The organism is Streptomyces pinistramenti (assembly GCF_020564935.1).
GTDB lineage: Bacteria > Actinomycetota > Actinomycetes > Streptomycetales > Streptomycetaceae > Streptomyces > Streptomyces pinistramenti.
This window is the reverse complement of the sequence record NZ_JAJCXB010000008.1, coordinates 39169-51957: the sequence shown is the minus strand read 5'-3', so window position 1 is coordinate 51957 and position 12789 is coordinate 39169. Positions and strand designations below refer to the sequence as shown.

Annotated in this window: 12 protein-coding genes and 1 pseudogene; 7 read left to right on the top strand and 6 right to left on the bottom strand. The window is 71.6% G+C overall.

Going from position 1 to position 12789, the window contains the following annotated elements; all coding sequences use genetic code 11:
• Positions 1–25: 25 nt before the first annotated feature.
• Positions 26–1315, bottom strand: coding sequence for an ATP-grasp domain-containing protein (locus LIU39_RS08240; protein WP_227045919.1), 1290 nt, complete (start codon positions 1313–1315; stop codon positions 26–28).
• 14 nt (positions 1316–1329) lie between these two features.
• Entirely contained in the window at positions 1330–2160 is an 831-nt protein-coding gene (locus LIU39_RS08235; protein WP_227045918.1) for a GNAT family N-acetyltransferase, read from the bottom strand.
• Between the two features lie 232 nt (positions 2161–2392).
• Here LIU39_RS08235 and LIU39_RS08230 point away from each other — a divergent pair, with 232 nt between their 5' ends.
• The 7 genes from LIU39_RS08230 (at position 2393) to LIU39_RS08200 (ending at position 8595) form a co-directional block, all read left to right on the top strand.
• Positions 2393–2842 (top strand): MarR family winged helix-turn-helix transcriptional regulator, encoded by a 450-nt coding sequence (locus tag LIU39_RS08230; protein WP_227045917.1) that lies wholly within the window; start codon positions 2393–2395, stop codon positions 2840–2842.
• Positions 2839–4269: an MFS transporter gene (locus LIU39_RS08225; protein WP_227045916.1), complete on the top strand. Its 1431-nt coding sequence runs from the start codon at positions 2839–2841 to the stop codon at positions 4267–4269. The genes LIU39_RS08230 and LIU39_RS08225 overlap by 4 nt, the downstream gene beginning before the upstream one ends.
• A 62-nt stretch (positions 4270–4331) precedes the next feature.
• The gene (locus tag LIU39_RS08220) at positions 4332–4889 is read left to right on the top strand and encodes a cysteine hydrolase family protein (RefSeq protein WP_227045915.1); all 558 of its coding nucleotides are present in this window, start codon (positions 4332–4334) and stop codon (positions 4887–4889) included.
• Positions 4890–5020: 131 nt separating this feature from the next.
• Entirely contained in the window at positions 5021–5989 is a 969-nt protein-coding gene (locus LIU39_RS08215) for a GNAT family N-acetyltransferase (RefSeq protein WP_227045914.1), read from the top strand.
• Positions 5990–6396: 407 nt separating this feature from the next.
• Positions 6397–7512 (top strand): methyltransferase domain-containing protein, encoded by a 1116-nt coding sequence (locus LIU39_RS08210; protein ID WP_227045913.1) that lies wholly within the window; start codon positions 6397–6399, stop codon positions 7510–7512.
• A 201-nt stretch (positions 7513–7713) separates the two neighbouring features.
• The gene (locus LIU39_RS08205) at positions 7714–8142 is read left to right on the top strand and encodes an SDR family oxidoreductase (RefSeq protein ID WP_227045912.1); all 429 of its coding nucleotides are present in this window, start codon (positions 7714–7716) and stop codon (positions 8140–8142) included.
• Positions 8143–8217: 75 nt separating this feature from the next.
• Positions 8218–8595, top strand: a complete 378-nt coding sequence (locus LIU39_RS08200; RefSeq protein ID WP_227045911.1) for a Rossmann-fold NAD(P)-binding domain-containing protein — start codon at positions 8218–8220, stop codon at positions 8593–8595.
• Positions 8596–8608: 13 nt separating this feature from the next.
• Here LIU39_RS08200 and LIU39_RS08195 read toward each other — a convergent pair whose 3' ends face one another.
• The 4 genes and pseudogenes from LIU39_RS08195 to LIU39_RS08180 form a co-directional block, all read right to left on the bottom strand.
• Positions 8609–9505 (bottom strand): serine hydrolase, encoded by an 897-nt coding sequence (locus tag LIU39_RS08195; protein ID WP_227045910.1) that lies wholly within the window; start codon positions 9503–9505, stop codon positions 8609–8611.
• Positions 9506–9706: 201 nt separating this feature from the next.
• On the bottom strand, positions 9707–10462 hold the full coding sequence (locus LIU39_RS08190) for a TetR/AcrR family transcriptional regulator (RefSeq protein ID WP_227045909.1): 756 nt from the start codon (positions 10460–10462) through the stop codon (positions 9707–9709).
• Between the two features lie 126 nt (positions 10463–10588).
• A pseudogene (locus tag LIU39_RS08185) lies at positions 10589–11098 on the bottom strand (ATP-binding cassette domain-containing protein); the annotation flags it as partial.
• A 38-nt stretch (positions 11099–11136) separates the two neighbouring features.
• On the bottom strand, positions 11137–12774 hold the full coding sequence (locus LIU39_RS08180) for an MDR family MFS transporter (RefSeq protein WP_227045908.1): 1638 nt from the start codon (positions 12772–12774) through the stop codon (positions 11137–11139).
• Between the last annotated feature and the right edge of the window lie 15 nt (positions 12775–12789).

Genomic DNA, 12789 nt, shown 5'->3' with positions numbered 1-12789 from the left:
CCCGTTCCGCCTCCCGGCCGCGCGGTCAGCCCGCTGCCCGCTCCTCGGACCGGTCGAAGGTGAACAGGCCCGGCGCGGTCAGCCGGTCGAAGCAGTCGAGCAGGTTCTCGGGGTGGTCGGCCACCGCGATGGCGGCGGCCAGGTAATTGGTGCTGCCCCGTTCCGGGGAGAGGCGGGCGCCAACCCTGTGCGGCAGGACGACCTCCTGAGCGCCGGAGACGGCCAGCACCTCGGGGGCGGAGGGCACGCGGGTGAGGACGACGGCGTGGTCCGGCGGCTGCGGTATCAAGCGGCCGGCGTAGCGGTGCGGTTCGGGGGCTACGGGCAGCGGACCGCCGGTCGCCACCGCCGCGGTGGCCTGGACGAAGTCGTATCCGGCGCTGTGGTGCAGCATTTCGGCCGCTCCGCCGCCGATCCGGCAGTTCACCTCTATCACCATCGGTCCCGCGCCGGTGAGCTTGAACTCGGTGTGGACTGCGGAGTTGGTGAGCCCGAGCGCCCTGACGGCCGCCGTCGCGCACGCCTCGATCTCCTGGATCCGGTCCGGCGGCAGAACCGAGGGGAGCATCCCGCCGTTCTCCCGGAAGGGCGGCGACAGCGGGAACTTGTCGGTCACCGCGAGATGGGTGATCTCCCCACGGCGCACGAGGGATTCGACGCTGATGTGGTCGCCGTACCGCGGGTCCGGGTACCACGACGAGCCGATCAGGCGCTGCTCCAGGATGAACGCGGGGCGGGTGCCGCCGCGCGGGTCGTTGAGGTACGCCTCGCAGGCCCGCGCCCAGATCCCGTCCGCTTCGTCGTCCGTGTCGACCGCGTGGGTGGCCATGCTGCCCGCTCCGACGACCGGTTTGAGCACCGCGGGGAGACCGACCTCCCGCCGGGCCCGCCGGAATTCCTCCGCCGTGCGCACCTCGGCGAACCGGGGGACGGGCACGCCGGCGGCCTGGAGCCTGGCCCGCTGCTGGAGCTTGTTCCGCAAGGCGGGCAGCGACTCGGGCGGATTGCCCGGCAGGCTCAGCGCCGCGGCCGCGGTGTGCGCCGCGACGACCGGTATCTCGCTGAACGCCACGATGCCGTCCGCCGCGTGCTGCTTGGCGTACTCCACGGTGAAGTCGGTGAGTTCGGCGCCTTCGGGGACGACGGTGTGGGTGCACCACGCGTCGAAGGTGCGCCTGCGCTGTTCGTTCACGGCAGGGTCGGGGCCGTGGTGCCAGAGCACGTGGACGTCGTAGTGGGGGCAGAGCCGGGGCAGGTACCAGGGCGGGGTGGGGCCGCCGGGGCCGTCGGTGATCAGGAGTGTGGGGGAAGACATAGCGCTCTCATCAATCAGGTGGGGTACGCGGGGTGTTCGGGGGCGGCGGGGAGTCTCAGGTCGACGCTGTCGCCGAGGCGGCGGAAGCCGACGCGAGTGAACATCCGGCCGGACCTGACGTTGTCCGTGGTGACCGATGCGCCCAGGCGGTGCAGCCCGTTCGTGGCCGCCGCGGCGAGTGCGTACCGGATCAGGGCCGACCCGAGACCCCGTCCGCGCGGTGCCGGATCACGGAAGATCTGGGTGATCCACGGCGACTCCAGGGCATGGACGGCCAGCGCCGCGGCAGGGCCCTGATCATCCACGACCACGGCGCTGAACGGCAGTACCGGGCCCAGCAGTTCCCCTTGCCACAGGCTCGCGAGAACCGCGAGGCCGTCCTCCGCCCGCTCGTAGCGCGCCCGGTCGGGATGGCCGTGCGCGTACGCGGCGAGCCACAGCTCACGCAGGCTGTCCACCGGTGTCTCCGCGGCCGGCCGCAGGGCGAGCGGGGGGTGCAGCCACGCCGGGTCGGGAGGGTTCAGGGACAGGTCCCAGCCGTAACGGTGTGCCCGCCGCTGGACCGTGGCCCCCGCAGCGGCCAGCTCGGCGGCCAGGCTGTCATCGGTGACCACCAGCCAGTCCGGCAATTCCCGCAGCAGCAGGGCGGCGGCCTCCCCGGGTGTCCCCGCCTCGACCCGGACCGAGGTGGCACGGGGATGCCCGCGCCATTCCCCGGCCAGGAAGCTGACGACGGCCGGTCCGTCCGCGCACCGCAGTGCCGTACGGCCTTCCAGGCCCCGTGAACCGGGCGCCTCCCCGGCGCCGTCCCGCTCCTGCCTCTCGTCCACGAGGCCCTGATCCACGTTCCGCTCCTGACTCGGTCATGCCTGCGGGACCTGCCCGGCCGCTGTGCAACTCGGCAGAATTCGCCCCGGTTTCAGCATCACATCCACCGGCGGTCCACTTCAAACGATCTTGAAGATGCTGCCCCTTCGCACCCTCGCCGACTGCCCCAAAGATCATCGCCACGAAGTATTCAACTCAACTTTCACAGATCAAATTGTGCAGGCTGGACTGTCTATCTATGGTGGAGCCATGACGGAGACCTTTGACGGCATGTCCGCATCGGCCGTACAGGCGGCCGGCGAGGTGCGGGTGGTGTTCAGCCGGCTGCGGCGGAGGCTGAAGGAGACGTACGACACCGAGGGGCTCACCCCCTCGCAGACCTCCGCGCTCAGCCGGCTGGACAAGTCGGGGCCCCTGTCGACCAGCGACCTGGCGGCCGCGGAACGGGTCCGCCCGCAGTCCATGGCGGCCACACTCGCCGCCCTCGACGCACACGGACTGATCGAACGACGCCCCGACCCCGACGACGGCCGGCGGACACTGCTCTCGCTCGGCGAATCCGGCCGCGCGTTCCTGGACGACAAACGGCGGACGGGCGAGGAATGGCTGGCCCGTGCCCTCCAGGACCGCTACACGGAGGACGAGCGGCAGAAGCTCATCGAGGCGCTGGCCCTGCTGGAAAGGCTCACGCACCCATGACGCCGAAAACCACCCGGCTCGTCCGCGCGCTCCGCCCCGGCACCAGGACAAAGGACCAGGGCGAATTCGACCGCAGACTGCTCGCGCCGATGATCCTCGGCTCGGTGCTGAACCCGGTCAACTCCTCGATCATCTCGGTGTCGTTGGTGCCCATCGGTGCCGCGTTCGGGGCGCCGCCGGCGCAGACGGCCTGGCTGGTCTCCGCCCTCTACCTGGCCACCGCCATCGGCCAGCCCGTCATCGGGCGGCTCATCGACCTCTACGGCCCCCGCCGCCTCTTCCTCATCGGCACGTCCCTGGCGGGAATCGCGGGCCTGGTCGGCGCACTTGCCCCACATCTGGGAGTCCTGATCGCCGCGCGGGTGCTGCTCGGATTCGGTACGTGCGCCGGCTACCCGGCCGCGATGTTCCTCATCCGCAGCGAGGCCAGGCGCACCGGCCACGACAGCCCGGCCGGGATCCTCACCCTGCTCGCGGTCGCCGGCCAGACCATCGCCGTCATCGGCCCCACCCTGGGCGGACTGCTCATCGGCCTCGGCGGATGGCGCACCACCCTGGCCGTCAACATCCCGCTGGCGGCGGCCGGTCTGCTGCTGGGCATCCTGCGCCTGCCGAAGACACCCCCGCGCGGGCGCGGCGGAAACGAGCGGCCGGCGGCCGGTCTCGACCTGGCGGGCATGGCGCTCTTCGCCGCGATGCTGGTGTCACTGCTGCTGTTCCTGATGTCCCTGTCGGCCGCCCACTGGTACCTCCCGGTCATCACGGCCGTGGCGGCAGCCGGCTTCACCCTGCGCGAACTGCGCGCGCCCGACCCGTTCATCGACCTGCGAGTGCTCGCCGGCAACCTCCCCCTGCTGACCACCTACGCCCGCACCCTCCTCGCCTACTCCGTGTCCTACGCCTTCCTCTACGGCTACACGCAATGGCTGGAGGAAGGCCGCGGACTGACCGCGTCCCAGGCCGGACTCGCGCAACTGCCACTGTTCGTGACCGGGATCCTCGTCTCGACCACCACCGGCCGCCGCACGGAGATCCGCGGCAAGCTCCTCGTCGGGGCCCTCGCCCAGATCGCCGCCTGCGGCATGCTGCTGCTGTTCCACCCCGACACCGCGGTCTGGCTGCTGATCGCCGTCGCGCTCGTCTCCGGCATCCCGCAGGGCCTGAACAGCCTTGCCCTGCAGAACGCCGTCTACCACCAGGCCGACCCCGAACGGATGGCATCCTGCGCGGGCCTGCTGCGCACCTTCACCTACCTCGGAGCGATGGTCGCCTCCAGCGCCAACGGCGTCTTCTTCTCCGAGCGCGCCGACACCAACGGCCTGCACCACCTGGCCTGGTTCCTGCTCGCCATCGGCGTCCTCTTCCTGGCGATCACCGTCGCGGACCGCTCACTGAACCGCGTCGGACCCGGAACGCCGACCCCCTGAGCCGCTGCCACCGACAACCTCACCAACGGCACCAACGACCAACACCCGAAAGGCCACGCAACATGACGCACCACAACACCGCCCTGCTCGTGATGGACGTCCAGAACGCCATCGTGAGCCGCGTCGACGACCCCGGCTATCTGCCGCGGCTCGCCGGAGCCGTCGCCGCCGCCCGCGAAGCCGGCATCCCGGTCCTGCACGTCGTCATCGGATTCCGCGCGGGCCACCCCGAGGCCCACCCCCGGAACAAGTCCTTCGGCGCCCTGCCGACCGGCGCGTTCACCGCGGACGACCCCGGCGCCGCCATCCACCCCGACCTCACGCCCCGCCCCGAGGAGACCGTCGTCACCAAGAGGCGGGTCAGCGCGTTCAGCGGCAGCGACCTGGAACTCGTCCTCCGGTCCCGCGGCATCGACCACCTCGTCCTGACCGGCATCGCCACCAGCGGCGTCGTCCTGTCCACCCTGCGCCAGGCCGCCGACCTCGACTACCGGCTCACCGTCCTGACCGACGCCTGCTACGACCCCGACCCCGAAGTCCACCAGCTCCTCACCGCGAAGGTGTTCCCCCGGCAGGCCGATGCCGTCACCATCGACGAGTGGTCCAAGACCCTCGGCTGACCACCCGCCCTCCCGGTGGCGGTACGACACACACGGGCCGCCACCGGGGCCCATGCCGGCCCTGCCGAAACGGCCCGGCTCGCGAGAGCCTTCCTTCTGTCCCTGCCGGGCCGGTTCTCCCCGGAGGCCGGATGGACCTGGAAGTCGTCCCGTTCGAGAGCCGTTTCACGGAGCCGGCCGCGGCGCTGCTGGCCGGCGGGCACAGGCAAGCGCAGGGCGCTGGTGCGCTCGACCTGGCCGACGTGGAGGTGGCCAGGCGCCTCGTGGACGCGGTCCTGGACGCAGGACCGGCCGTCGCCGCCGTCCGGGACGGCCGACTCGTCGGCTACCTGGCGGCCGCCCTGACCGGGCCCCCGGGAGACCAGCGCGCGCGGATACGCATCCACCAGCACGCCGCCGCGCCCACCGGCCGGCGGCAGACCTACCGCGCCCTGTACGCGGCCCTGTCCGGCCACCTCGTCGCCGCCGGCAGATTCGAGCACACCGTCCTCGTCGCGGCCGGCCACCGCGACGTCACCGACTGCCTGACCGAACTCGGCTTCGGCATCGACCAGATCAAGGGCATCCGGCCCCCGCAGCCGCCGCCCGCCACCGCACGGGCCGCCCGAGTACGCCCCGCACGACCCGAGGACCTCGCCGAACTCACCCTGGAGTCGCAGAAGTTCCACGCGCAACCGCCCATGCTCCGCCCCGCGCTCATTGACCTCCGGGCGATCCATGACGGCTTCCGGCAAGCCCTCACCGAGGACCGCCAACTGCTCCTGGTGGCCGAGGAGCACGGGCACCTCACCGGGATGACGCAGGCCGGTCCCGACGCCCGCTTCCGCGCGACGGCGACGATCGGCATCGCCGTGGTGACCGCGTCCGCACGGTCCCGGGGGACCGGCACCGCGCTGCTTGCCGGGATGACGGACTGGGCCGCCGCGCACGGCTTCGAGACATGCGGCACGGAGTGGACATCGGCGAACCCGGTGGGCGACGCCTTCTGGCGCGGGCACGGCTTCACCCCCGTGCGCTACACCCTCACCCGGCTGATCGACGCCCGAGTGACCTGGGCGCACGCGGACTTGAGCTACCGCGGCTTCCTCCCCGATCCGTAGAACGGGGCGCCCGAGGCCCGAACCGCAGCCTGTGGACGGTTCACGGATCACTCCTTCGTGGGGTCCGGATTCCGGCCGGTACGGAGGAGGTTGCGGGGGCGCCCGGCTTCCTGGCGGGTGCCACGGCACGGCGTCAACGTGCACGGACGCGGCCGCCATCCGAACCGGGGCGGGCCCGGACGGCAGCCGTCGGCGCGGTGAGGGAGCGCAGAGGTGGCGTGATGCGGGCTTTTGCCGCCGCTGCGCATCCGGCAGACTTTCCGTTGTTGATTTCCGGGGGAAGGAAACGGCTCATGGGCAAGCACGGAGACGGCAAGGGCGGTTCCGACGGGGACAAACAGCAGTCCCCTCGCGAGGGCGACGGGCAGTGGCGCAAGCCGGTCCCCGACCCTCCGAAGAAGTAGCACGTGAGCTCACCGGCACGCCTGCTGAAGATCCTCGGGGACAAGGGCTCGATCCCGCCCGGCTGGGCGGACACCGTGGGGAGCGTGCCGCGCGAGCTGTTCCTGCCGGACGCCATCGAGGTGCGGGGCCGTACGGTCGTGCGCAGCGAGCGCCCGGGGGAGTGGCTGGCCGCGGTCTATGACGACGTGCCGGTGATCACTCAGGTCAACGACGGGCAGGAGTACCCCGAGGGCGCGTTCCGGCTGCCGACCTCGTCCAGTTCGATGCCCACGATCATGCTGGAGATGCTGGGCCTGCTCCAGGCCGAGAGCGGTCACCGCGTCCTGGAACTGGGCACCGGTACGGGCTGGAACGCCGCCTGGCTCGCCCACCGTATCGGCTCCGGCGCCGTGACGTCCGTCGACGTGGACCCCGCGCTGGTGGCCGCGGCCAGGGCCAACTGCCGTGCCGCCGGCCTGAGTCCGCGGATCGTCTGCGGCCGTGGCGAGCAGGGCAGGCCCGACGGTGCCCCCTACGACCGGCTGATCGCGACCTACACCACCCCGATTCCCTACGCGTGGGTGGAGCAGGTGCCCGCCGGCCGGATCGTGGCGCCCTGGGGCGGCAGCTTCTTCTCGCACAGCTTCGCCGTGCTGGACACGGCCGACGGCCGGGCCCACGGCCGGTTCTGCGGCTACCCCGCCTTCATGGGCACCCGCACCGGCCGTCCTGCCCGCGGCTACCTCAGCGACTTCCTGCACCACCGAGGCGAGGAGCGGGAAACCCGAAGTCCCCTGTCGCCACTGAACATCGCAGGCGACGCGGAGGCGCTGTTCTTCGTCGGCCTCGACCTGCCGGACGCGTGGTACCTGCTCGCCGAGGCGGACGACAACAGCGGCGAATCGACGCTCTGGATCCTCGGCGACGACCGGAGTTCATGGGCCTGTGCCGACTACGAGCCCGGGGCCCAGGAGTTTGTGATCGGCCAGTACGGGCCGCGGAACCTGTGGGACGAGGCGGAACGCTCCTACCGCAAGTGGGAGCGGCGCGGCCGGCCCGAACGGGACCGCGCCGGCATCAGCGTCACCCGTGAGGGAGAGCAGGTCTGGCTGGATACGCCGGAGAACGTCATCGCCTGAAGGGTCGTCAGGCTGCGTTCTCGCGGGCCGTGGTGAAGGCGGCTCCCGGCGCTGGGCACTCCGTGGGGAGCCGCTGCCGGGTTTCCGAGTGGAGTTCCTGGTGGGGAATGCGCAGGTGTCCGGGCGCTGTTGGGGCGAGAGGAGACGTGATCACGGTCGGTCGGGTGAGGGTCCGGGGCCGGTGTGGACAGAGGGAGTTCGATGCCGATCTTGGTCACCACACCGAACGGCGGGGTGGGGCGCCATCTGACCGAGGCGCTGCGCGAGCGGAGCGACGTGCGCTACTTCGTGCGCTCCGAGGCCGGTGCCAAGGCGCTCGACGGGGTCCGCGGCGAGATCTTCCGCGGGGACGTCACGGACGCGGCGGACGTCCGGCGCGCGGTCGTCGGCGTGGACCGGCTCTATCTCGCGCACCCCTTCGCCGAAGACCAGGTCGCCGCCGAAACGCACCTCGGGACCGCCGCCGTCGAGGCCGGCGTGCGCCGGATCGTCAAGCTCGGTGCTCGCCCGTTCGCCGGTGACGGCATCCTCCCGGACGCCGTCACCGGCGCCCACGACCTCATCACGGCACGCCTGCACAGCGTGGGCGTCCCGGAACTGACCGTGCTGCGGCCCGATCGCTTCCTGTAGAACTTCCTCCCGGCCGCGGCTGCGATCGGCCGGGGCACACTGGCCGACCCGGCCGGACCCGGCGCCCGAGGATATGTGGATGTACGCGACGTCGCGGACGTCGCGGACGTCGCGGTCGCCGAACTTCTGGCGGAGCACCCGGTCGGCGGCGGCATCGAGATCAGCGGACCGCAGGCGCTGACCCTGCCGAGGCTCGCCGACCGCTTCGCCGCCGCCCTGGGCAGGCCGGCGCGGTACGTCGACGTCCCGCTCGACGCCGCCTGGCGTGACGCACTGCTGCGGCAGGGTGTCGCGCCGGGTGTCGTCGACGGCCTGTACGGGCTGTATGCGAACTACCGCAGCGAAGGCGTGACCGGCCTCGGCGACGGCGTCCAGCAGGTGCTCGGCCGCCCGCCGCGCTCGGTCGACGACTTCGCGGCCGAACTGCTCGGGCCGGCACTGTCCGGGACCTGACGCCGGGCCCGGCTCAGCGGCTCGCCGGGGAGGGCGTACGGCTCAGGTCGCGGTGGATGACGCGGGAAGCGCCTTCGATGGTGGTGATGCCGTCGCCCATGGTGCGGTTGCCGGACGAGAGGACGGCCATGCCGTAGTCGTGGCCGTGGCCGGTGAAGGAGCCGATGCTGTGCACCCGCCACCCGTCGGTTGCGCGCGGCAGCCAGCCGTTCTTGACCTCCGTCGTTGCCGTGGCGGGCGTACCGGCGGGTACTCCCCACCGCTGGTCAGGGGCGACGTGCCGCATGAGGCCGAGGGCGTAGCCCCGTGAGGCCGGGGAGAGCACCGGGTTCTCCGTTGTGAGGAGCTGCATCAAGGCGAGCTGGTCGCCGGCCGTGGTCTGGGTGAGGCCCCAGGTCGTACCCGGGCCCGGGACGGTGTGCCGCAGGTGGGCCAGGGCCAGGAAGTGCTTGATGCCGCCGGGCCCGATCCGGCGCCACAGGGTGGAGGTCGAGGCGTTGTCCGACTTGGTGATCATTGCCGTGGTCAGCTTCACCTCGTCCGGTGTCAGCTCGCGGTGCGCCTCTTCGGCCTGCCGCAGCAAGGCGCCCAGCACTGTGACCTTCACCACGCTGGCCGAGTCGAAGCGTGCGTGGGAATTGAACTCGCAGTGGGTTCTGGTGTGCCGGTCGTACAGGGCGAGTGCCGAATCGCCCTGCCGGGGTGCAAGGGCGCGGGCTATGTCCCGCGACAGCGCGGGCGCCAGCCCAGGCGTACGGGAGGTGCACACGACTCGTGAGTCCTGCGCGGCGGCGGTTGAGGTGTCGGCGAATGCCGGGGTCGCGGTGGTGAGCGCGGTGAGCAGCGCCCCGACGGCCAGGGAAGCGGCCAGACCGCGCCGTGCGCAGCGTGCCGTGCGTGATCGGTGCATGAAGGCGTGTGTCCTGTCCACTGAGTGTCGGAGGCTGCGCTACGGGCCCTACGTGACCGGCCTGGCACCCTGCCGGCGGGTGGGCTGGGGGGCGGATTACCTCCGTGGTACAGGGCGACCATACGGGCGGCCGCCGCCGGCGCCTAGAGAAGGAGAGGTGAAATAGGACACTCTGTCCCGTTTGTCGGCGTGGGGCATTCGTTAAACGGGGTCGGCGAGCGGTCCGGCAGTGGGGCGGCCGTTGGCGTCGGGTGGGGGAGGCGTGCCATCCGGGGTGGCGTCGTGGTCGTCATCGCGGCTGCCGCCGCGGGTGTCGTCGGAGGTGTCGGCAGGGTGGGCGAGGGCCCCGGCGGGCAGGCCGAGTTCTCGTTCCGCGGTGGTGACGGCCATGCGGGTCACCGCGAGCGGGCGGTTGCTGGTGTCGGTGTTGGCGTGGGCGCCGAGTCCGTCGAGCACGACCAGAATCTGAATGGCCGTCACATGTGGGTCGTCCGGATGGAATTCGCCGCGCTCGGCGCCTTCGCGAATCAGGTCCGTCAGCCGCCCGCGCCAGGCGGCCTCCTGTTCGCCGACCCGTTCGCGCAGGGCGGGCCGGTAGCGGCTGAGATGCCGGGCGTTGATCCAGAGGCGGCTGATGTTGTCGTACGCCTCGCCCGTCGCGTGCGCCAGGAGTCGGGCGAGGTGTCGCGTCAGTGTTCCCTCGGGCCTCTCGGTGGGGAGGAGGGTGTCGAGTTCGGCGCTCGCGGCGCTGCCGAACGCCTCGGCCACGAGGTCCTCCGCCGCGGGGAAGTAGTGGCCGATCAATCCCGGCCGGACGGCGAGCCGTTCGCCGATCCGCCGCAGGGTGATGCACTCAAGGCCCTCGGTCAGGGCGACGGCGGCGGCCGCGTCGACGATCTCCGCACGTCGGTCGGCAGGTGATTTCCGGATGCGCTTGCGCTGGGCGGCGGGTGACATACGGGAATTTTATTGGGCGTGCAACCAATAGACAAGCGAGGAGGTGCCTCCCCGTGGCGGCTTGGGTGAGCGGGCGTGATCGGCTGTGCGGCCGCAGCACCGTTGAGGACCGATGTGCCTCCGCTCTCGGCCCTGAGAGAGTGCGAGGAGTCCGGCGAAGGCGCCGGCGGCGTGGGCGAGGTCGTCGTACCGGCCCTGTTCGGTGATGCGGCCCTGCTCTATGACCGCGATGCGGTCGGCCACCTGCGTGTTCTCCAGGCGGTGGGTGACGACGCTCGTGATGCGGTCCCCGGCGATGGCCTTGATCCGCTCGAAGATCCGGTGTTCGCCTCTCGGATTCATCTCGACCGCCTCCCGGACCCGGCCGTCGTCGAAGGTGCGCGGCTGCCCCAGCGTCACGTTCTCGCGCACGCGCAGTGGCCGCTGCGCGAAGATCTGCGGCACCGGTCCGGTGCAGGCCCAGACGGTGGCGGGATCGATGGTGGGCAGGTCGGAGCCGTTCCAGGTCACGTGCCTCTTGTCGGCCAGGTGGATCCCGGTGGGCAGGCGGGTGAGAGTGGAGCTGCCGGAGCCGTTCACGCCGACGATCGCCAGGATCTCCCCACGCCGGAGAGCCGGGGAGACGCCGTCGACCGCTGACGTGGGCGCCGGGCGGCGCGGTGGAGGCGTCGGGCTCAGTCGTCCGCGAGTTTGAGGTTCGGTACGCGCCAGGCGGCGATCACGACGGCGATCAGGGTGACGGCCGCGCCGGTGAGGAAGACGACCTGCATGGCGCTGACGTAGCCCTCCAGGAAGGGCCGCGCGAGGCGGGCGTCGAGGGTGTGGAGGAAGGCGGAGTCCTCCAGGTTCACGGTGCCGTCCGGGCCCAGCACGCCCTTCAACGCGTCGGCGTTGCGCTCCTGTTCGGCCAGCTCGCGCAGCTGCGGCTGCTGGAGTGCGGTGGCCAGGCGAGTGCTGATGCGTGCGCCGGCGAGGGAGAAGAGGATGGAGAGGAAGGCGGCGGCGCCGACGGTCCCGCCGTTGGAGCGGAAGAAGTTCACCGATGCGGTGGCGGCGCCCATGTCGCGGCCGGGCACCTCCGACTGGGCCAGAGTGGTCATGGTCTGCATCGACGCGCCGAGCCCCGCGCCCATGAAGAGCATGCCGATGGAGACGTGCCACATGGGGCTGTCGGCGCGCAGAGTGGCGTAGGCGAGCATGGCGGCCGTGATGCAGACGACGCCGGTCACCAGATGGACCTTGAAGTTGCCGGTGCGGGATATGAGGCGGCCGACCACCAGGGTGACCACGACGTTCGCCGCCATGGTGGGCAGCATGGCGAGCCCGGCCGTCATGGGGCTCATCCCCTGCACGAGCTGGAGGTAGAGCGGCAGCGTCGTCATGGCGCCGAACATGCCGATGCCGACGATGAAGTGGAGCACGGTACCGAGCCGGAAGGAACGGGTCCGGAACAGCCGGAGCGGGAGCAGCGCGGCCTCTCCCATCCGCCGCTCGACCAGGAGGAACGCGACGAGCCCGACGGCGCCGACGGCGTACGTGGTCAGCGCGGGTGCCGAGGACCAGCCCCAGCTGCGGCCCTGTTCGGCGACGGTCAGCAAGGGGACGACACCGACGGTGAGCGCGACGGCGCCGCCGTAGTCGAGGCGGCGCCGAACGGGCTGGTGCGGCACGCGGCGCAGCACGCGCATGATGACGGAGAGGGCGACGGCAGCCATGGGCAGGTTGATCAGGAAGATCCACCGCCAGCCGTCGATGCCCAGCAGCGTGTCGTGGCCCGCGAACACCCCGCCGATCACCGGGCCCACGATGCTGGACCCGGCGAACACGGCCATGAACCAGCCCTGGTAGCGGCCGCGTGCGCGAGGAGAGGTGATGTCGGCGATGATCGTCATGGCCAGGGACATCAGTCCGCCGCCGCCCAGCCCCTGCACGGCTCGGAAGGCGGCCAGCTGGTGGATGGATCCGGCGAAGCCGCACAGCAGCGACCCCGCCGCGAAGAGCAGGATCGCGGCGAGGTAGATGATGCGGCGCCCGTAGATGTCGGACAGCTTGCCGTACAGCGGTGTGGCGATGGTGCCGGTGACCAGGTACGCGGTGGTCACCCACGCCTGCGCGGTCAGGCCGTGCAGGTCGTCGGCGATGGTGCGGAGCGCCGATGAGACCACGGTCTGGTCGAGCGCGCCGAGGAACATGCCGAGCATCAGACCGGACAGCACCACGGTGATCTGCCGGTGGGTGAGCCGGGCCGGGCGGCCGGTGTCGGCGGGTGCGGTGTCCGCGGGCTCGCGTGCGAGCGCGTCCGATGACGTCACGTGTGTTCCTTGGGG